Source organism: Vibrio sp. SCSIO 43136 (genome assembly GCF_023716565.1).
In the GTDB taxonomy this organism is placed as follows: Bacteria; Pseudomonadota; Gammaproteobacteria; order Enterobacterales; family Vibrionaceae; genus Vibrio.
On record NZ_CP071848.1, the window covers coordinates 408,253 to 429,803 of the forward strand.

Annotated in this window: 18 protein-coding genes; 17 read left to right on the forward strand and 1 reads right to left on the reverse strand. The window is 47.1% G+C overall.

Features of this window, described 5'->3' with window-relative positions; genetic code table 11:
- Positions 1–12: 12 nt before the first annotated feature.
- From J4N39_RS02105 to J4N39_RS02165, 13 genes are all read left to right on the forward strand, one after another.
- Complete coding sequence (locus J4N39_RS02105; RefSeq protein ID WP_252021483.1) at positions 13–642, forward strand: RseA family anti-sigma factor; 630 nt, start codon at positions 13–15, stop codon at positions 640–642.
- Positions 639–1,595 (forward strand): sigma-E factor regulatory protein RseB, encoded by a 957-nt coding sequence (rseB, locus tag J4N39_RS02110; protein WP_252021485.1) that lies wholly within the window; start codon positions 639–641, stop codon positions 1,593–1,595. The genes J4N39_RS02105 and rseB overlap by 4 nt, the downstream gene beginning before the upstream one ends.
- Entirely contained in the window at positions 1,592–2,095 is a 504-nt protein-coding gene (locus J4N39_RS02115) for a SoxR reducing system RseC family protein (protein WP_252021487.1), read from the forward strand. The genes rseB and J4N39_RS02115 overlap by 4 nt, the downstream gene beginning before the upstream one ends.
- A gap of 91 nt (positions 2,096–2,186) precedes the next feature.
- Positions 2,187–3,980, forward strand: a complete 1,794-nt coding sequence (gene lepA, locus J4N39_RS02120) for a translation elongation factor 4 (protein ID WP_252021489.1) — start codon at positions 2,187–2,189, stop codon at positions 3,978–3,980.
- Between the two features lie 98 nt (positions 3,981–4,078).
- Entirely contained in the window at positions 4,079–4,978 is a 900-nt protein-coding gene (gene lepB, locus J4N39_RS02125; RefSeq protein ID WP_252021491.1) for a signal peptidase I, read from the forward strand.
- Positions 4,979–4,987: 9 nt separating this feature from the next.
- Complete coding sequence (gene rnc, locus J4N39_RS02130; RefSeq protein WP_252021493.1) at positions 4,988–5,665, forward strand: ribonuclease III; 678 nt, start codon at positions 4,988–4,990, stop codon at positions 5,663–5,665.
- The gene (era, locus tag J4N39_RS02135) at positions 5,658–6,656 is read left to right on the forward strand and encodes a GTPase Era (RefSeq protein ID WP_252021495.1); all 999 of its coding nucleotides are present in this window, start codon (positions 5,658–5,660) and stop codon (positions 6,654–6,656) included. The genes rnc and era overlap by 8 nt, the downstream gene beginning before the upstream one ends.
- A 79-nt stretch (positions 6,657–6,735) precedes the next feature.
- Positions 6,736–7,461: a DNA repair protein RecO gene (gene recO / locus J4N39_RS02140; protein ID WP_252021497.1), complete on the forward strand. Its 726-nt coding sequence runs from the start codon at positions 6,736–6,738 to the stop codon at positions 7,459–7,461.
- Positions 7,458–8,189, forward strand: coding sequence for a pyridoxine 5'-phosphate synthase (pdxJ, locus tag J4N39_RS02145; RefSeq protein WP_252021498.1), 732 nt, complete (start codon positions 7,458–7,460; stop codon positions 8,187–8,189). The genes recO and pdxJ overlap by 4 nt, the downstream gene beginning before the upstream one ends.
- A 192-nt stretch (positions 8,190–8,381) precedes the next feature.
- Positions 8,382–8,765 carry a holo-ACP synthase gene (acpS, locus tag J4N39_RS02150; RefSeq protein WP_252021500.1) on the forward strand — a complete coding sequence of 128 codons (384 nt, stop codon included), beginning with the start codon at positions 8,382–8,384 and terminating at the stop codon, positions 8,763–8,765.
- Between the two features lie 129 nt (positions 8,766–8,894).
- The gene (locus J4N39_RS02155) at positions 8,895–10,184 is read left to right on the forward strand and encodes a hypothetical protein (protein ID WP_252021502.1); all 1,290 of its coding nucleotides are present in this window, start codon (positions 8,895–8,897) and stop codon (positions 10,182–10,184) included.
- A 9-nt stretch (positions 10,185–10,193) separates the two neighbouring features.
- Entirely contained in the window at positions 10,194–10,604 is a 411-nt protein-coding gene (locus tag J4N39_RS02160; RefSeq protein ID WP_252021504.1) for a hypothetical protein, read from the forward strand.
- Complete coding sequence (locus tag J4N39_RS02165; protein ID WP_252021507.1) at positions 10,605–12,200, forward strand: sensor domain-containing diguanylate cyclase; 1,596 nt, start codon at positions 10,605–10,607, stop codon at positions 12,198–12,200.
- Positions 12,201–12,209: 9 nt separating this feature from the next.
- Here J4N39_RS02165 and barA read toward each other — a convergent pair whose 3' ends face one another.
- Positions 12,210–14,999 carry a two-component sensor histidine kinase BarA gene (gene barA / locus J4N39_RS02170; protein WP_252021508.1) on the reverse strand — a complete coding sequence of 930 codons (2,790 nt, stop codon included), beginning with the start codon at positions 14,997–14,999 and terminating at the stop codon, positions 12,210–12,212.
- Positions 15,000–15,220: 221 nt separating this feature from the next.
- Here barA and rlmD point away from each other — a divergent pair, with 221 nt between their 5' ends.
- From rlmD to pyrG, 4 genes are all read left to right on the forward strand, one after another.
- On the forward strand, positions 15,221–16,537 hold the full coding sequence (rlmD, locus tag J4N39_RS02175) for a 23S rRNA (uracil(1939)-C(5))-methyltransferase RlmD (protein ID WP_252021510.1): 1,317 nt from the start codon (positions 15,221–15,223) through the stop codon (positions 16,535–16,537).
- Between the two features lie 102 nt (positions 16,538–16,639).
- The gene (gene relA / locus J4N39_RS02180) at positions 16,640–18,862 is read left to right on the forward strand and encodes a GTP diphosphokinase (RefSeq protein WP_252021512.1); all 2,223 of its coding nucleotides are present in this window, start codon (positions 16,640–16,642) and stop codon (positions 18,860–18,862) included.
- A gap of 73 nt (positions 18,863–18,935) precedes the next feature.
- Positions 18,936–19,739, forward strand: a complete 804-nt coding sequence (mazG, locus tag J4N39_RS02185) for a nucleoside triphosphate pyrophosphohydrolase (protein ID WP_252021514.1) — start codon at positions 18,936–18,938, stop codon at positions 19,737–19,739.
- 145 nt (positions 19,740–19,884) lie between these two features.
- Entirely contained in the window at positions 19,885–21,525 is a 1,641-nt protein-coding gene (pyrG, locus tag J4N39_RS02190; protein ID WP_252021521.1) for a CTP synthase, read from the forward strand.
- The last annotated feature ends 26 nt before the right edge of the window (positions 21,526–21,551 follow it).

Consider the following 21,551-nt stretch of genomic DNA (forward strand, 5'->3'; position numbering starts at 1 on the left):
CCAAAGATGACAATGGTGAAAATAATGGCTGACAAAGAGCAACTTTCAGCACTCATGGATGGAGAAAGCGTTGATCAGGCACTGATTAGTGAACTGGAACATGACGCAGAAAGTCAGAAGTCTTGGCAGAATTATCATTTAATTGGCGATGTCATGCGTGGGGAAGCTCCGGCTGAACCTAAGTGGGACATTGCAAGTAACGTCATGGCGGCACTTGAAGATGAACCTGCGCATAGCACGGTGACTTCAATTGATACCGTGGCACCGAAAGCTGTTGAAGATCAGCCTATGCCAGCGGCAGCTCGCACTGCTGTGCCAGCATGGTTGTCTCAAATCGGTCAGGTGGCAATGGCGGCGTGTGTGTCATTGGCTGTGATTGTTGGTGTTCAGCAATATGGCGCTGGCAATGAAGCAGGTCAAATACAGTCGGACCTTCCTATTTTGGAAACCATCCCTGTAACTGGCAGTGCGCAACCCGTTAGCTTAAACGCAGACAACGTTAATGCGACTGAAGCGCAGATGATGGAACAGCGTCGTCGCGTCAATGCAATTTTGCAAGACTATAACTTGCAACTGCGTTTGAATGGCAATAACGTTCAGCAAGAGCCACAAGTCCAGCCTGAAGAATCGGTAATCGAATGAAGAAAACTCTGATCAGTGCATTAGCGCTGTTCAGTTTGATTGCTTTACCGGCCTCGGCAGAATCGACTTCTGCCGAGGCTTTGTTGCATCAAATGAACGACGCTAGTGAGCAGCTCAACTACGAACTCTCGTATATTTTAATCAAAAAAAATAGCATTGAACCGCTAGTGTATCGCCACGCTTCTAAGGACGAGCACAACTTTTCTCACTTGGTTTACTTGAGTGGTCCAACACGCGAAGTCATCCGTCGTGGGGAAGAAGTCAGCTACATCGAACCTGGTGTTGAACCATTTACTATCGAATCAGGAGAGATGGTTGCACCTATCATCCCAATGCTGCGCAGTGATATCGACCAACTCAAGGAGTATTACGACTTTGTGAGGCTAGGTCGCGCTCGTGAGGCAGGAGCGGCGTGTCAGGTGATCCGCATCGTACCGAAAGATGGTCAACGCTATTCTTACGTTGTTTGGGTAGATGAGCGCAGTCACTTGCCACTGCGTGCTGACCTTGTCGACCGTGATGGTGAAGTGCTGGAACAGTACCGAACCATTTCTTATGCAGTGAATGAAAAGATCTTTGACCTGCTCTCTGGGTTAGAAAACATTACTTTGCCCGAGGTACTGTCGCTACCAGAAAGTGAGAAAAAGAACACGGATTGGAGTGTGGGCTGGGCGCCAGAAGGCTTCAAACCTCATCACGTGAATCGCTATCGTATGGCGATGACTGAGAAAGTGGTTGAAAGCCAGATGTTTAGTGATGGCCTATTTAGCTACTCTGTGTATGTGGCAGATAAAGATGAGTTGTCACTGAAAGGCCAATTAGTTCGTCAGGGGCGTCGCACTTTGCACTCTTTTATCATGGGTGATAAAGAGGTTTCCGTGGTCGGAGATATTCCGCCAGCGACAGCGAAACGCATCGCTCAGTCGGTTAAAATGCAGAGCCCTTCCTCATGATGACGGCACTGGCAACTGTGCAGGAAGTGCAGACAGCCAAACAAGGGTTTCTTATCCGTGTCAGTTGCGAGCAGCAAACCAGCTGCTCGCATTGCTCATCTCAAAACAGTTGTGGCACCGGCATCGTATCCAAAGCAGTAGGTAACAAGCAACATACGTGGTGGCTTGAGAGCGACAAATCACTTAGCGTAGGACAGGTGATAGAAATCGGCCTACCGGAAAATCGCATCATTAGCTCAGCAGCAATTGTCTACCTGTTACCCTTATTTACACTCTTTCTTGGTGCAGCACTGGCACACCTTGTACTTGCACCTATGCTCGGTTTCGGTGAGGGCTTGGTTATTCTCATTTCTGCCGCATTTGCCTACGCTGGCTTTAAGCTGGCTCAATACTTGAGTGCTAAGCAAGAACGAGAATCACCTGCTAAAGTTAGTTTGATCCGCATTCTCGGCGAGCCATTAACAGTAAATGCCTCATTTGAGGATAGCTCTGATGCGTGAAATTCGGTAGAATCGGCCAACTTGAACGAAATGTCGGCAAATTTGGCATTTCTCCCATCCAATTTTTGTAAGAGTTAAGTCACACCAAGCTATGAAGCACATTCGTAATTTCTCGATTATCGCCCATATCGACCACGGTAAGTCGACCCTATCTGACCGCTTAATCCAAGACTGTGGTGGTCTTAGTGCTCGTGAGATGGATTCACAAGTTCTGGATTCAATGGATCTAGAGCGTGAGCGTGGTATCACCATCAAGTCGCAAAGTGTGACCCTAAACTACAAAGCTAAAGATGGTGAAACCTACCAGCTTAACTTCATCGATACACCAGGACACGTTGACTTCGCCTACGAAGTATCACGTTCTCTAGCCGCTTGTGAAGGTGCGCTACTGGTGGTCGATGCAGGTCAGGGGGTTGAAGCTCAAACCCTAGCAAACTGTTACACCGCTATCGAAATGGATCTAGAGGTTGTGCCAATTCTTAACAAGATTGACCTTCCAGCCGCTGATCCTGAGCGTGTATCAGAAGAGATTGAAGAGATCGTTGGCATCGATGCGATGGAAGCGACTCGCTGCAGCGCAAAAACAGGTGTTGGTATCGAAGATGTTTTAGAGAACATCGTTTCAGCTATCCCAGCGCCAGAAGGTGACCCAGAAGGTCCGCTACAAGCGTCTATCATCGACTCATGGTTCGATAACTACCTTGGCGTAGTTTCTCTAGTACGTATCAAAAACGGCGTACTGAAGAAGAACGACAAGATCAAGGTAATGAGCACAGGCCAAGTTTGGGGTGTTGACCGTCTAGGTATCTTCACACCTAAGCAGGTTGATACCGATGTACTCAAAACTGGCGAAGTGGGCTGGGTAGTGTGTGGTATCAAAGATATCCTAGGTGCACCAGTAGGTGATACCTTGACTCACGCTAAGAACGGTGCGGAAGAACCACTGCCGGGCTTTAAGAAAGTTAAGCCACAGGTATATGCAGGCCTATTCCCTGTATCAAGTGACGACTACGAAAACTTCCGTGACGCACTGGGTAAGCTAAGCCTGAACGATGCATCGCTATTCTACGAGCCAGAGAACTCGGCGGCACTAGGCTTTGGTTTCCGTTGTGGTTTCCTTGGTATGCTGCACATGGAGATCATCCAAGAGCGTCTAGAGCGTGAATACGACCTAGACCTTATCACCACAGCGCCTACCGTAGTTTACGAAGTTGCGAAAACTGACGGCGAACTACTATACGTAGATAGCCCAGCGAAACTGCCGCACGTAAATGACATCGAAGAGATCCGTGAGCCAATCGCTCGTTGTAACATCCTAGTACCATCAGAGTACCTAGGTAACGTGATCACCCTTTGTGTTGAGAAGCGTGGTACTCAGGTAGACATGGTTTACCACGGTAACCAAGTAGCAGTCACTTACGACATCCCTATGGCGGAAGTGGTACTCGACTTCTTCGACCGCCTGAAATCAACCTCACGTGGTTACGCATCTCTGGATTACAACTTCCAGCGCTTCGAGCCTTCAAACATGGTACGTGTAGACGTACTTCTAAACGGCGATACCGTTGATGCACTTGCAATGATCACTCACCGTGACCAGTCTCAGACTCGTGGTCGTCAGCTGGTAGAGAAGATGAAAGAGTTCATCCCTCGTCAGATGTTTGATATTGCGATTCAGGCGGCGATTGGTAACCACATTATCGCTCGTTCTACCGTTAAGCAGCTACGTAAAAACGTAATCGCAAAATGTTACGGTGGTGACGTGAGTCGTAAGAAGAAGCTTCTGAAGAAGCAGAAAGAAGGTAAGAAACGTATGAAGCAGATCGGTAACGTAGAGCTGCCTCAAGAAGCGTTCCTAGCGATCCTTCACGTCGGTAAAGACTAATTCATTTCTACATTTGGAAATGGATGGAATCTAATATAAAAAAGGAAAGGGTGGGTAACTGCCCTTTCTTTGTTTTTGAGAATTTTTAAGGGAACTAAATGGCTAACACATTTTCTCTCATTTTGGTCATCGTGACTTTAGTGACGGGTATCGTTTGGGTACTGGAAAAACTGGTCTGGGCCAAGCAGCGTCAGCAGAAGTTGGCAGATATTGAAGCGCAGACCGAAGAAGGTCTCGAAGCTTCTCTGCAAGCCAAAGTGGTGGCTCAGCCATGGTGGATTGAAAACAGCGTATCAATCTTTCCGGTCATCGGTTTAGTGTTGGTACTGCGTTCATTTATTTATGAACCGTTCCAAATTCCATCAGGTTCGATGATGCCGACCCTACTTGTGGGCGACTTTATCCTAGTAGAGAAATATGCCTATGGCTTGAAAGATCCAGTATGGCGTACTCAGTTGGTTGAAACGGGTAAACCTGAACGTGGCGATATCGTGGTATTTAAGTACCCACCACAGCCGAGCATTGATTACATTAAACGTGTGATTGGTATGCCGGGTGATGTGGTTCGTTACTCGCCGCAAAAGCAGCTATGTGTTCAGCCGCAAGGTGAGAAGGTGTGTAAGCCGATTGCACTAAGCAATGTGCAAGAAAGCGAGTTTATCCAAAATGGTATCCCGCTGGTGCAGATGGAAGAGCAGCTTGCTGAGCAAAAACATGAAATTTTGGTGCATCCCCTAGCGCGAGATCAGGTTGATCGCTATCAGCCTCGTCCAGGCGTTGCTGAGTGGGTTGTGCCGCAAGGTCAGTACTTTGTTATGGGGGATAACCGTGACAACAGTGCAGACAGCCGCTACTGGGGCTTTGTTCCAGAAGCAAACTTAGTAGGCAAAGCGGTCGGTATTTGGATCAGCTTTGAATTTGAACGAGGTTCAGACAGCGTATTGCCGTCTTGGATCCCAACCGGTGTGCGTTTTAATCGCATCGGTGGCATTAACTAAAGAGAGAGTATGACTTCTCAAATTGCAACTCTAGAGAGAAAGCTCGGTTATCAGTTTAATGATGCTGAGCTAATCCACTTGGCGCTGACCCATCGCAGCGCCAACAGTAAACATAACGAACGTCTAGAATTTCTGGGCGATTCAATTTTAAGTTTTGTTATCGCTGATGACCTGTACCACCGTTTCCCTAAGGTAAACGAGGGTGATATGAGCCGTATGCGTGCCACGCTTGTTCGAGGCAACACACTGGCTGAGCTTGGACGTGAGTTCGTGCTAGGTGACTACTTAAAATTGGGTCCAGGTGAGCTGAAATCAGGTGGTTTCCGCCGTGATTCAATCCTAGCGGATGCTGTGGAAGCAATCATCGGTGCTATCTACCTAGACAGCGATATCGAACAAGTACGCAAGATCATCCTAGCTTGGTATGCATCTCGTCTTGAGTCGATCCAGCCGGGCGTATCACAAAAAGATCCTAAGACTCGCTTGCAAGAATTTCTGCAAGGACGAAGAAAGCCGCTGCCAGTCTATAGTGTGACTAAAATAAAAGGTGAAGCTCATAACCAAGAGTTCACCGTCACCTGTGAAGTGACAGGCATTGAAGAGCCTGTTGTAGGTAAAGGCAGCAGCCGTCGTAAAGCGGAGCAAGCGGCAGCTGAAACAGCATTAGGATTATTGACCAATGGCTGATGATAAAGAATTCGATCTCGACGCATACTTTGCAAACCAGCAGCAACAGCCTGAGATGCCAGAAGTTGCCGAGATCCCTGAAGAAGATCAACACTGTGGTTTTGTGGCGATTGTAGGTCGCCCAAACGTAGGCAAATCAACGCTTCTCAACCAACTGCTTGGTCAGAAGATCTCGATCACCTCACGTAAGCCGCAAACCACGCGTCACCGCATCATGGGTGTAGAGACTGAAGGTGCTTACCAAGCGATCTTTGTTGATACCCCAGGACTTCATATCGAAGAGAAGCGTGCGATCAACCGTCTGATGAACCGTGCAGCAAACTCATCACTCAGTGATGTGAACCTTGTGCTATTCCTCGTCGATGGTACGCACTGGACTGACGATGATGAGATGGTGTTTAACAAGCTAGCAAAAGCCAACTTCCCAGTGGTTCTGTGTGTCAACAAAGTCGATAACGTGAAAGATCGTAACGACGTGATGCTGCACATGATGGAGCTATCGAAGAAGATGGAATTTGTCGACGTGGTGCCTATCTCGGCAAAACACGACAAGAACATCGACGTACTGCGTAAGCATGTTCGTGAGCACCTGCCACAAGCGGTTCACCACTTCCCAGAAGAGTACGTGACAGATCGTTCACAGCGCTTTATGGCGTCTGAGATCATCCGCGAAAAACTGATGCGTTTCACCGGTGAAGAGCTGCCTTACTCAGTAACGGTTGAGATCGAGCGTTTCGACTACAACCCAGATACTGATGGCTTCCACATCAACGCCCTGATCCTAGTTGAACGTCTAGGTCAGAAAAAGATGGTGATCGGTAAAGGTGGTGAGAAGATCAAGACTATTGGCCGTGAAGCTCGCTTAGATATGGAAGAGCTGTTTGAGCGTAAGGTCTTCCTTGAGACTTGGGTGAAAGTGAAATCAGGTTGGGCAGACGATGAACGTGCACTGCGTAGCTTGGGCTACATCGACGACCTAGAGAACAAGTAGTTCTTTAATGTGAATGATAAAAGGAGCTGCGGCTCCTTTTTTGCTATATTGAGTCTTCTTAAATTTTTAAAGTCATCCCATGAACCCAAGCTCTTCCGAAGGTCTACAGCGCTGTTTTGTTCTCCATCGCCGTCCGTATAGCGAGACCAGCCTGATCCTAGATGTTTTCAGCGAAGAGTATGGCCGTATGTCGATTATGGCCAAAGGCGCTCGCAGTAAGCGCTCTAACCTTAAAGGGGCACTGCAACCATTCACGCCACTACTGATGAAGTGGGGCGGTAAAGGCTCGATGCGCACCTTGCGCCAAGCTGAGCCGATAAGCCTTGGCCTGCCATTAACTGGTGTTTGCCTCTACTCGGCCATGTATGTCAATGAACTGCTGGGGAGAGTGCTAGAAAGTGAAACGCCATATCCTGCGCTGTTTATTGATTATTTACATGCGCTGACCGAGCTGGCACAAGCGGATAACCCAGAGCCAGCTCTGCGCCGATTTGAGCTCGCTCTGCTGACTGCTATGGGCTATGGCATCGATATGATGCATTGTGCGGGTACAGGTGAACCCATCGATCCTGATATGACATATCGCTATCGAGAACAGAAAGGGTTTATTGCCAGCGTCAGACGCGATAACCTCACCTTTAAAGGTGACGAGCTGATCGCAATAAGCGAGCGACGTTTTTTGACTAAAGAGCAGCTACAAGCAGCCAAACGATTTACAAGAATCGCCCTGAAACCATATCTGGGCGGAAAACCATTAAAAAGCAGGGAATTATTTATTCCTCGCACACGGAGTATTGGAAAATGAGTTCTATTCTTTTAGGGGTTAATATCGACCACGTAGCAACACTGCGCAACGCTCGTGGTACTAAGTATCCTGACCCTGTTCACGCAGCGGAAATGGCTGAGCGTGCTGGTGCAGACGGTATCACTATTCACCTTCGTGAAGACCGTCGTCATATTCTAGACCGCGACGTGCGTGTTCTGCGTGAAACTATCCAAACTCGTATGAACCTTGAGATGGCAGTGACCGATGAAATGGTAGACATTGCGCTGCAAACCAAACCAGAGTTCGTGTGCCTAGTGCCTGAAAAGCGTGAAGAACTAACCACTGAAGGTGGCCTGGACGTAGTGGGGCAGCTTGAAAAAGTAAAAGCTGCCACTAAGACATTATCTGAAGCTGGCATTAAGGTATCGTTATTTATCGATGCTGACCGAGCTCAGATTGATGCCGCTAAAGATTGTGGTGCACCATTTATCGAGATCCACACTGGCCATTACGCCGATGCAGAAACTGAAGAAGCGCAAAATGATGAGCTTAAGAAAATTGCCGCTGGCGTAAGCTACGCTGACAGTATTGGCATCAAAGTTAATGCAGGCCACGGTCTGACATACCACAACGTCGGCCCAATCGCTGCATTGCCAGAAATCTACGAGCTAAACATCGGCCACTCAATCATTGGCCGTGCGGTGTTTGATGGTCTGGGCAAAGCCGTTGCTGATATGAAAGCCATTATGGTTGAGGCTCGCCGTTAATTCTCTTTAACGGGAGAGGGCAGTTTTCTTAGCTCCTCCCCTTTCCAAGGGGAGGCTGGGAGGGGTTCTGAATATACTTACAGTTTATCGCTAGAGGTAAGAGTTCTCAGAATCCCCTTCAGCTCCCCCCGAAGCGCAGGCCGCTTAGAAAGGGGGGGAGAGTAGTTTTGCACATTACGAACATCACATCTCATGGCAATTATCGGACTAGGCACAGACATCAGCGAAATTGAACGCATAGAAAAAGCTCTTAACCGTAGTGGAGAAGCCTTTGCTGTGCGCATCTTGGCGCCGTCTGAACTCGATGCCTTCCAAAATACCAAACAGAAAGCCCGTTTTTTGGCCAAGCGTTTTGCAGCCAAAGAAGCCGCCTCAAAAGCGCTAGGGACAGGTATTGCACAGGGCGTTACTTTTCATGACTTTATCGTCTCAAATGACGATTTGGGAAAACCTTTGTTGAGGTTAACGGGTAAAGCAAAACAGTTGGCAGAACTTAAACAAGTCAACAGCATTCACCTTTCTATCAGTGATGAACGTCATTATGCAATGGCGAGTGTGATTTTTGAAAGTCTTTGAATCTTTGTGACTTTCCTCGTCGAAATCGTTTGATTTCTTCTCTCATTTTTCCTTACAACCTTGGTTGATGGTCTACACTCTTGTTAGGACTATCAAGAATGATGCGACCCATTTCTAACCAAGGTTTCTATGACCCTTTGCCATATTTCGAGCTCCAGAGCGAATTTTTTCCGCCGCCATATATTGACGGTGGGGATTGGTCTGGCGGTCAGTTTCAATAGCTTCGCTCAAAATTGGTCTTTTTCTGGTTTTGGCAACCTAGGCTACGTCTATGAAAACAGCGATAGCCTAGGCTTTCTTGGCGACATGACTCAAAAAGCTGACCACACGACCAATGGCTCATTTCTCCCTGACTCTCGCTTGGGAGTTCAAGCCAGTTATGTGTCAGATTCAAGCTGGATGTTCACTACTCAATACGTGCTAGAAGATAGAGCTGGGGATGAGGTGCTCGATGGTCTCAAACTCGCCTTTTTTGCTTACGATTACGATGAAACATTGAATTTTCGTCTGGGTCGAATTGGCTTTGATACCTTTCTAAATACCGATACTCGCTCGGTCGATTTTGCCCATACTTGGATTCGTCCACCGATGGAAGTGTATGGCTGGGCACCCCTGCCAAGTCTCGACGGCATTGATGCCACTTATCGATTCTATTATGGCGAATTGGACTGGGCATTGACTGGACAGTTTGGTCACACAGAAGTGGCGACGGATCTGGTGGAAGAGTCGAGCCCGGTAAGGTTTAAAGGTTCGCCTGCTTTTTCTGTCAGTTTATCGGCCAGCAAGCCATTTTGGACAGCGAGGGTATCTTATGCTCGCTTATCGGCATCGAGTGATTTTCCCTATCAAGTCGAGCAACTTCACCAAGCGTTGGAAGCCGTGCAGCAAAGTAACCTTGGGCCTATCAGTGAAGAAGCAGTTTATCTCTATGACAACTTGCAGGTGAGTGGTAGCACGGTTCACTACTACCACGCTGGGGTTGAGTTTAATGATGGTAACTGGTTGACTTCCACCGAGTTGGTACGGGTCAAAACGGACAGGGCTGCGCTAGCAAATGGCTGGGCAGGTTACTTGTTGGTTGGGCATCGTTTTGGTGATTTTACGCCATACTTGATCGGCTCTAAGTTTAAACGTGCCAATGATTTAATTGAAGAGCAGCAAGACTGGTCGTTAGTTTCGGCTGAGTTGGGAGGATTGCAAGATACAACAGTGTTGGCGGCCAACAGCAAAATGATAGAACAGCAAACACTCTCGCTTGGTATGCGCTGGGATATTACCCCAACTACCAGCCTTAAAGCGCAAGCGGATTGGACCTCTATTTCAGATGGTGGGTTTGGTCTATGGGCGACCCAAACGGGGGATGATTTATCAGCAAGGGAAGTGCAGACCTACTCGGTCGCACTCTCCTTCCTATTTTAAGGTGACACAATGAGAAAAGTGTTCACCTTGCTGCTTACCTTACTGCTCTCTCCCTTCTCTATGGGGGAGATTTATGTCGTGGTACATAACAGTAGTGAGCTTGAACATATTTCTGAGTCTGATCTTACGGCCCTCTATCTTGGTAAGAAAAAAGCATTACTGGACTGCCCCGTGACGATACTTGACCGTGGGGAAGAGGAGCGCTCGGCATTTTTTGAATCATTGACCAATATGAGTATTAGCCAGGTTAATGCGTACTGGGCAAAATTGCAGTTTTCTGGGCGAGTGTTATTGCCTCAGGTAATCGACTCTGATGACGAGTTGTGGAAGGTACTAGAAGAAAACCCCAAGACCCTCAGCTACAGTTTAATTGAGCCACAAGATGTGGATGTGAAAGTCATTTTAACGATTAAGAATTAAATGAATAAAGGATCTTTAGTTAACCGCCTACTACTTACTGTCGCACTATTTGCAGGGTTGTACCTGCTGATAGCGGCGAGCTTTTTGTCGGTGTTTTATATGGATAAGGCCTTTGACACTGTAAAAGAAACTGAAGAAAAGTTAGTGCTTACTGTCACTAACTCAGCTTCAATTGCAGTATTTGTCGATAATCCAGAAATTGCCAATGAGGTGATGAATGCGCTGCTATTACATGACGAGTTTTTAGGTGTGCGTTTAAGAAGTATTGATGAAGTAGTTAGCTTTAGTGCATCCAAAGCTTCCAATCAGCCTCAGCCAAGCCAACCTGCCACTCAATATCCACTTTATTCTCCTATTGATGCCAGTGTAATTGGTTATCTCGAACTTGACATCAATCAGGGTTATATCGATGAACTCACCCAAAAGCAGGTCATGATCCAGCTAGTCGTGTTATCGGTACAAATCATGGTGTTGGTTTTTGCATTGGTATTTGCAGCTCGTCATATCGTGGGTTTCCCATTGCAATCTTTGGCAAAAAATCTAGCGAAAGTAAAACCAGGTAAAGCGGAAAAGTTGCCAATACGTGGTGATAATCAGCAAGATGAAGTTAACTTGGTCACTCAGAGTATCAATCACTTTGTTGAATCTTCAGCCAAAGCGTTGGAGACAGAACGAGAGCTGCGCTCGACCATAGAAAAAATGGAGCAGCATTATCGCCACATTTTTGATACCACTCAGGTGGGGATCTTGGTGCTGGATGAAAATGGCTGTTTGATCCACAAGAACCCAACCTTATTTGGTCGATTGATCCAAGAAAGCTATGAGCTGCTGGCTCTGCTGGAAAGTCAGCCTTTCTTTAAATTGGTGTTTGATGACCCTGATGCCGCATGGGCGCTTTCTGAGCAGGCCATGTCGAGCGGAGATGTCGCCGCTGGCGATTTGAGGATAAACAAAAAGTATCACCCTGAGCAGTGGGTACATATTTTGTTGTCGGCGTATCGAGACGACAAAACAGGTGAATGGTTTATCGAAGGCATTATGTACGATATCACGGCTCGGGTGCAGCGTGAGCAAGATACTCTTTCGCTGGCGATAGAAGACCGCTTAACAGGGCTATCTAATCGCCTTGGTTGTGAGCGTTATATTACTCAAGTACTTGAGCAATATCAGCAAGGGGCGGTCGTGGTGATGCTGATTGACTTAGATGGTTTTAAGCCTGTCAACGATCAGTATGGCCATGCAGCAGGTGACAAAGTGTTACAAGCCATCGCTGGCCGCTTGCTTAATTTGCCTTTAGATATGGGGCATCAAGTAGGACGCTTAGGTGGTGATGAGCTACTGGTAATGATGGTCGTTGAGCAATACGATAAACAGCAAATGCAGTGGATTGCGCAAAAAATCGTTCAGGTGTGTTCAGAACCTATTTCTGTCTCTAGTGAAGTGAGTGTTAGGGTCACCTGTAGTGTTGGTATCAGCCATAGCTTGGTCGAGAGTGCGACTTTCGAACAGTTGGTGGGCGATGCTGATGAAGCCATGTACTACGTAAAAGAAAATGGGCGCAATGGTGTGTGCCATTACGCCCAGTTAGGAAGTTAACGATTAAGCTTACTCATCACCAATGTAAGGTTTTGCCGCCGCTAAGACTTTCTCCATCTCATCTTGTAGCTCAAATAACTCAGGTTCAACAGCCTCGATGGATTCGCCTGAGCGTAACGATTTTTCAATCAATGCACACAGCTGTTTAAGCCTTGGCACACCACTGTAGGAGCAACTGCCATGCAGTTTGTGGATATGGTGGACGAGTTGATCGCCGTCTTGCTCCTCACTATCGAGCAGGGTCTCAACAAAATCACTCACCTCATGGATGTAATCCACCAGCATCTGAAGCATCTCTTTGGCAAGGTCTTCTTTATTGGCAGCCTGTTTCAGTGCTTGAGGCCAGTCAATGATCACATCAATGCTTTGTGGTGCACTTTCTTCAGGCGCTGCAAAGGCGTTTTTATCCAGCTCGAGTTTATCCACTTGCTGCTCGCTTGTATGCGGGCTCCAATGGACAAGAACCTGTTGCAAGACGTGCTCTTCTATCGGTTTGGTTAGGTAGTCATCCATACCCGCGTTAAGCAGTCGGTCTCGTTCACCTGCCATGGCGTGAGCGGTAACCGCAATTACAGGGGTATGAGAGTTAAGGGTCGTTTTCTTAACTTCTTCACACGCCGTGACTCCGTCCATTTTCGGCATTTGAATATCCATCAAGATAATATCAAATGCTTGCTGCTGAGCTTCCCGCACCGCTTCTTCACCATTGTTGCAGGTGACCACGTGCTCAACACGTTCTTTCAGCAGGGCAGAAATGAGTTTTAAATTCGCTTTGTTATCATCAACCGCCATGACTTTTAGCGGCAATCGCTCAGATTCAATAACGGGTTCATCTGCTGGCAGTTCATGCCACTCAGCGTCTTCTGTCATCAGGCTCATCAGTAACTTACGGCGTGAAAGCGGCTTGGTGATACTAATAGCATCGGTTTGGGCGGCAATATGCTCGGCCAGCGCAAGCTCGTTGCTTGGCAAGCCTACAACGACTCTTGAGCCTAACTCGATGGCTCGATTGACCCATTGCTCCACTTTCTCCAACGGGTGTTTTTGATTTGGAGACAAGTTAAGTAATACAAAGTCATGTTTATCAATGGCTTCTGGCAAGCTAGAGCGATAGGTTACCACAATGCCTTCTTGGCTGAGTTGCTGCTGAACCACGGATGCGGCTTGCATGTTTGGCTCAACCAGCAATAAGCGTTTGCCTTTAAAGTATTTGGTATCTACATCCGCTGACATCGGAATATCACTGCTGGCAACGCGGATGGTAAACCAGAACGTAGAACCTTGGTGCAGACGACTGGTCAAGCTGATTTCACCGCCCATCTGACCTACCAGTTTCTGGGTAATAACCAAACCTAGCCCTGTGCCGCCATAACGACGAGAGATACTGGCATCTGCTTGGCTAAAGGCTTGGAATAGCTGAGCTTGCTGGCGCTCCGAGATCCCGATCCCGGTATCACGCACCATAAACTGGATCTCGATGGCATCTTCTTTTTGTGAACGAAGCTCAACGCTGATATCGATGTTGCCGCGCTCGGTAAACTTGATCGAGTTACCGACCAAGTTGGTCAAAATTTGCTGGATACGTAGTGGATCACCAACCAAACCTGCTGGGATCTTAGGATCAATTTTAAGTGTGAGTTCCAGCCCTTTTTCGTGGGCGCTGGTTGCTTGTAGCGCCGCCACTTCTTCAAGACACTCTTGGAACTCGAATGGGATGTTTTCGAGTGCGAGTTTACCTGCTTCGAGTTTGGAGAAGTCGAGAATATCGTTGATGATGCTCAGTAGGTTGTTGGCCGAGCGCTCGATAGTGACAAGATAATCTTCCTGACTAGGGCTAAGGCGAGTTTTTAGCATCTGACGGGTAAAGCCAATCACACCATTAAGCGGGGTTCGCAACTCGTGGGACATGTTAGCCAAGAACTCTGATTTCACTCTCGCCGCTTCTTGAGCACGCTTTTTAGCAATGTCGAGTTCAACGTTTTGTATCTCAAGCTGCTCAAGGGTTTCTCGTAGATCCGAGGTAGCTTGGTCGATGCTGTGCTGCATTTCAACATGGTACTCAGACAGTGACATCGCCATGGCGTTGATACCGTTTTTGAGTGAATCCAACTCACCATGCATCTTGCCTTCAATTCGCACATCAAGGTGCCCACGGCGAATACGGTCAACCATGTTTTTCATGTTAGTGATCGGTAAGGTCACATCACGCATCAGGCGATAGGCAAACACCCCTGATAGGCCGAGGCCCAAGGCTAATACTAGTAGGGCGGCAAAAATTTCTTGGTATTGCTGCAAGCGAAGCGCTGAAAGGTCCAGCTCAATGGCGATGTAACCCAATGCTTGGTTTAGTTCAGTGCTGCCTCCTTGGCCCGGTGCAAACTGACCTTCCGCCAAAATCGGAGTTCGGATGATCAAGTTAGTATCGACCAACTCAATGGTACTGAGTAATGGGATTGGCTGTTCAGGCGGAAAGGTCAAAGCGGCAAATCGAGGGTGAAAGTTCGAGGTAACAAACAATTCATGTTTTGAATCGAACACCGCAATACTGCGAATAATGTCAGAGTTCTTACGATGAGCGTAACTGATCAGCCGTCTAACCGCTTCACGGCTTTGTTGCGTCATACCGTACTCACTGGCGATAGCCAAGGGTTCAGCCACGCTCAAACCGGTCGAAATAAGCTGAGATTCAAGGTCGTTGTAGCGGTTGGAGGTAAAAAAAGCACTCAAAAGCAAACCGATGATCAGGGTCGGTGCTAGGGTTAATGTAATTACACGTGCTCTTAAGCCGTATCGGGTCATGTTCTCATTACTGTTTGAATGTGGGAAAATACGCGCTTGGGCATCAAACCTTAAGCAAGGTATAGCTGCTGGAAGAGAAACCGTCTAGTATGCGCAGCTCAACAAAATCTGAGCAGATCAAGCGGCTAGCTTAATCAAACCTGAGTCGTTCCACAATCGCCACACGATTAAATAGTGATAGTGGCGGATAAACTAGCACTGAGTAATAGGCAATATCTAATATGGCGCGTATTTATAAGCCGAGCAAAAAGAAGCAAATTGACACCAAACACCAAGCGGTCATGGTGAATAAACTCGATCACCACGGAGCAGGTATCGCTCACCTTAACAATAAACCCGTGTTCATCGAAGGTGCTTTGCCCGGCGAAGAAGTGCTGGTGCAATTGACGGAGCAAAAGAGCAAGTTCGCCAAAGCAAACCTTATCAAGGTGCTTAAGCCAAGCGATGAACGCATCAAGCCAGTTTGTCGTCATTACCACAGTTGTGGCGGTTGTAACATGCAGCACCTTGAAGAGTCTGCTCAGCTTAGCTACAAGCAAAAATCTCTTTCTGATCTGATGAGAAAGTTTGCGGGTGAAACACTCACTCTGAGCGAACCGATTGTCAGCAAAACGACGGGCTATCGCCGCAGAACTCGTATCGCACTGCTTTGGGATAAGAAAACCAAGCAATTGATGTTTGGTTTTCGTCGTAAAGCGAGTAAGCAGATCATTAATATTGATAGCTGCTCAGTCTTAGCCAGCGAGCTTAATGAACTGCTTGTGCCGTTGCATGAGCTATTAAAGGGTTTTGCCAATCCAGAAAAGTTCGGCCATTTAGAGCTGGTGAAAGCGGATTCAGGACGTGTGGTTTTACTGCGTCATGCAGGTGACTTAAAAGCCAAAGATCGCCAAGCACTGATTGACTATGGGCAAGAAAACCAGCTAACGGTTTACTTGGTGCCAGAAGCTGGAAAGCTAGAGCTTTTGTGTGGTGAGGTGCCTTATTACCAAGAGGTCGGTACTAAACAGCAGTTTACTCCCAATAACTTCATTCAGGTAAACCAAACTGTCAATCAACAGATGGTGTCTCAAGCCTTGGCTTGGTTGGATGTTCAGCCTCAAGAGAAAGTGCTCGATCTCTTCTGTGGCATAGGTAATTTCAGCCTACCTCTGGCAAAACTAGCCCAATCCGTGGTGGGTATTGAAGGAGTAGACGCTATGGTAGAGCGAGCCACTGCCAACGCTAAGCTCAATCAATTAAGCAATTGTCAGTTCCATCAAGCCAACCTTGAAGAGCCATTGATTGAGGCAAGTTGGGCAAAGTCTCAGTTTGATAAAATTTTGCTCGATCCTGCCCGAGCAGGTGCTCAAGGCGTGATCGAACAGCTAGGGGAATTTAACCCTAAAGCGATAGTCTATGTCTCTTGTAACCCTGCAACCTTAGCCAGAGATAGTCAAAGTTTGCTCAATCAGGGATACAGGCTTGAGCGTCTAGGGATGCTGGATATGTTCCCACAAACCAGTCATCTAGAAAGCATGGCATTATTCGTTAAATAACCGCTGGTTAGTGGTACAATTTGCGAAAACCTGCTTAGGAAGCAGTAGAATAATAAAACCACAGCTATCAATAGCGGTGGTTAATAAAAGGATAAGGAAAAAATGGTCGCAGTAAGAAGCGCACACTTAACGTCAGAAGAAGAGTTCGAACTAGAGTCTTGGGTGAAAAGCTTGGGGCAAGACGGTAAAACCAGCAATAAGCTGATCAAAGTTTACCGTCAGTGCGAAGACTTGCTCGAAGGGAACGAGCAGGCGCAACTTCTGTTATGGCGTGGTCGGGAGATGATTGAAATCTTAATCACGCTATCGATGGATAAAGCAACTTTGGTTGCTGCGCAGCTGTTTCCGTTAGCAAGTTCAGGCGTGATGGATTCTGAATACTTGCAAGAAGCTTACGGTAAAGAGATCGTTAAGTTGGTGGAAGGCGTCGATGAGATGGCGGCTATCGGTCAGCTTAACGTGACGATGGAAGGCTCCGCTGCATCCTCGCAGGTGGATAATGTGCGCCGTATGTTGCTTTCTATGGTGGATGATTTCCGTTGCGTAGTTATCAAGCTTGCCGAGCGTATCTGTAACCTTATTGAGGTGAAAAAAGCCCCAGATGAGGTACGCCGTGCTGCAGCCAAAGAGTGTGCCAACATCTATGCCCCGCTAGCGAACCGCCTTGGCATTGGTCAGTTAAAGTGGGAGATCGAGGATTACGCCTTTCGCTATCAGCATCCTGAGACTTACAAGCAGATTGCCAAACAGCTCTCTGAGCGCCGTATTGTGCGTGAGCAATACATCAAAGACTTTGTTGATGACCTCACTTCCGAGATGAATGTTTCTGGCATCAACGCAGAGGTGAGTGGTCGCCCAAAACATATCTACAGTATCTGGCGTAAGATGCAGAAAAAGGGCTTAGCGTTTGATGAGCTGTTTGATGTGCGGGCGGTGCGTATCATCGCCGACAAGCTTCAAGACTGTTACGGCGCACTAGGTACGGTGCATACCAAGTACAAACACCTACCGAGTGAGTTTGACGACTACGTTGCAAACCCTAAACCTAACGGCTACCAATCTATCCATACGGTGATCTTAGGCCCTGAAGGCAAAACTATTGAAATCCAGATCCGTACTAAGCAGATGCATGAAGAGTCGGAGCTAGGTGTTGCTGCGCACTGGAAATACAAAGAGGGCAGCAGCGGTGGTCGCAGTGGCTATGATGAGAAGATCACTTGGCTGCGTAAACTGCTCGATTGGCAAGAAGAGATGTCAGATTCTGGCGAAATGCTCGATGAGCTTCGAAGCCAAGTATTTGATGACCGTGTCTATGCGTTTACCCCAAGAGGTGATGTTGTTGACCTGCCAATGGGTGCAACACCGCTTGATTTTGCTTACCACATTCACTCTGAAGTGGGTCACCGTTGTATTGGTGCAAAAGTGGGTGGCCGCATAGTGCCATTTACTCATAAATTGGCCATGGGTGATCAAGTTGAAATCATCACAGCCAAAGAGCCTAATCCATCCCGAGATTGGCTAAACCCAACCACAGGTTTTGTACACTCAGGCCGAGCCCGCGCTAAAATTAATGCTTGGTTCCGCAAGCAAAGCCGCGAGAAAAACCTTGAAGCGGGGCGTGAAATTCTAGAAGCCGAACTGCAAAAGATTGGTGCAACGATTAAAGATGCCGAGCGGTATGCGCTGAAGCGTTTTAACGTAAATACTGCCGACGAACTGTTTGTTGGCGTAGGCAGTGGCGACTTGCGCATCAACCAGATCGTTAACCACATTAATGCACTGGTGAACAAGCCAACGGCGGAAGAAGAAGACCAACAAGTACTGGAACGACTGCAAGAGTCGGAAAGTAAAGCACAAGCGCATAGTCGACCTAAGAAAGATGCCGTAGTGGTTGAAGGGGTCGATAATTTGATGACCCACCTTGCTAGATGCTGTCAGCCGATCCCAGGAGATGAAATCAAAGGTTACATCACCCAAGGGCGAGGCATTTCAGTACACCGCGCTGATTGTGAACAACTAGAAGAGCTCAGCCATCACGCACCAGAGCGTATTATTGATACGGTGTGGGGCAGTGGCTTTGTTGGTTCTTATATCATTACGGTACGAATTGAAGCCCTAGAGCGCAGTGGTTTGCTCAAAGACATTACCACCTTGTTTGCTAACGAGAAGGTAAAAGTATCGAGCATGAAGAGCCGTAACGACTATAAACGTCAGATCTCAATCATGGACTTTCATTTAGAAGTCACCAATGTGGATGGCCTATCGCGTATCATGACACGTATTGAGCAGATCAAAGATGTGCTTACCGTGAAACGCTTGGGTTAAACTTAGCGCCACAAGTAAAATTATTAGCGAGCAGTGCTTAACATCACTGCTCGTTTTTTTATGAGGAAATATTATGAGTCACCCAATTGAACAGTTAGTCGCAATCATGGCAAAGCTACGTGATCCAGAGGTTGGATGCCCTTGGGATAAGAAGCAGACGTTTGAGAGTGTTGTGCCATACACCATTGAGGAAACCTATGAAGTGGTCGATGCCATCCATAATCAAGATTGGGATAACCTCAAAGAAGAGTTGGGTGACTTACTGTTTCAGGTGATTTTTTACAGCCAAATGGCCGATGAGAAAGGGTTGTTTGATTTTTCTGAGGTGGTGGAAACCGTTAATGAAAAGCTGACTCGCCGCCACCCACATGTTTTTTCAGAGGTTGAGTTTGAAGACGAAGCCGCCATTAACGCTAACTGGGAAGCAGAAAAAGCCAAAGAGAAATTTCAAGCAGGTAAATCTGAGCAAAGTGTTCTAGACTCAATACCAGCTTCCATGCCCGCACTTTTACGTGCTACAAAGATACAAAAGAAAGTAGCCAAACACGGATTCGATTGGGACTCTTTGGGGCCAGTGGTTGAAAAAGTGCAAGAAGAGATCGAAGAAGTGATGGAAGAGGTCATTCAAGTGACCCCTGATGAAGACAAAATCGAGTCTGAATTGGGAGATTTGTTGTTTGCGACGGTAAATTTTGCGCGACATTTGAAAAAAGATCCTGAGGTCGCTTTGAGCAAAGCGAACCAAAAATTCGCCAATCGATTCTTCGAAGTCGAAAAATTGGTGGCAAATGAAGGAAAAAGGTTAGAAGATTGTTCGCTAAAACAGTTAGATGGATACTGGGACCAAGTAAAACGGGTCGAAATGCGCAACAAATAGCTTTTGCGCAGAATTGATTTGAAGCAAAAAATAAAAAATTTGAATGTGATAAGTTTCACGTTGTGGCGATAAGGGTCTTTTGGTATATTTGCTTCCCGTCCAGAAGACTTCCATTTCCCATCATTAAACCAACTTCAGGTTAAACATGACGACAAATTACATTTTTGTTACTGGCGGGGTTGTATCCTCTCTAGGTAAAGGTATTGCAGCGGCATCGCTTGCAGCTATTTTAGAAGCTCGTGGTCTTAAAGTGACCATGATGAAGCTTGACCCTTACATCAACGTTGACCCGGGCACAATGAGCCCTACTCAACACGGTGAAGTGTTCGTTACGGAAGATGGCGCTGAAACTGACCTTGACCTTGGTCACTACGAGCGATTCATTCGCACCAAGATGACTAAGCGTAACAACTTCACTGCAGGTCGTGTTTACGCAGACGTTCTACGTAAAGAGCGTCGTGGTGACTACCTAGGTGCAACCATTCAGGTAATCCCACACATCACTAATGCTATCAAAGATCGCGTCATCGCAGGCTCTGAAGGCCACGACGTAGCAATCGTAGAAGTTGGCGGTACGGTAGGTGATATTGAGTCACTACCATTTATGGAAGCAATTCGTCAGCTAGCAGTAGAACTTGGCCGTGAGCGTGCAATGTTCATGCACCTAACGCTGGTTCCTTACCTAGCGGCAGCAGGTGAAGTGAAAACTAAACCGACTCAGCACTCTGTAAAAGAGCTACTGTCTATCGGTATTCAGCCTGACATTCTAGTTTGTCGTTCAGATCGCATGATCCCTGCAAACGAGCGTAAGAAGATCGCTCTGTTCTGTAACGTGCAAGAGAAAGCAGTAATTTCAATGAAGGATGTAGATTCAATCTACAAGATCCCTCAACTAATTAAAGCTCAAGGCCTAGACGACCTTGTATGTTCTCGCTTTGGTATCACAGCGCCTGAAGCTGACCTATCTGAGTGGGAGCAAGTGATCTACGAAGAAGCGAACCCAACGGCCGAAGTAACTATCGGCATGGTAGGTAAGTACATCGAACTTCCAGACGCATACAAGTCTGTGAACGAAGCACTTAAGCACGCAGGTCTGAAGAACCGTCTAAGCGTTAAGATCAAATACGTTGATTCACAAGATGTAGAAACCAAAGGTGATGAAGCGTTGGCAGATTTGGATGCGATCCTTGTACCAGGTGGCTTCGGCGACCGTGGTGTTGAAGGTAAGATCCTTGCTGCAAAATATGCCCGTGAAAACAAAGTACCTTACCTAGGTATTTGTCTAGGCATGCAAGTCGCTCTAATTGAATATGCACGCAACGTTGCTGGCATGGAAGGAGCGCATTCAACAGAATTTAACAAAGACACTAAGTACCCTGTGGTAGGCTTAATCACAGAGTGGGTAGATGGTGAAGGTAAAGTTGAAGAACGTACTGAAACCTCTGACCTAGGCGGTACTATGCGTCTTGGTTCACAGCTATGTCACCTTGAGAAAGGTACCAAAGCTCGCGAACTTTACGGTAGCGCTACAATTCATGAGCGTCACCGTCACCGTTACGAAGTTAACAACGTACTTCGTCCGGAACTTGAGAAAGCCGGCCTGAAAGTATCGGGTCTGTCTGCAGACAAGAAGTTAGTAGAGATGATCGAGAACCCGGATCATCCTTGGTTTGTAGCAGCACAGTTCCACCCTGAGTTCACTTCAACGCCACGAGATGGTCACCCACTATTCTCTGGTTTTGTTGCGGCGGCGGGTGCAAACATGCGCGGCGATTTCGAAAAGTAAAAGGATACGGGCAGTGACAAGGTGTT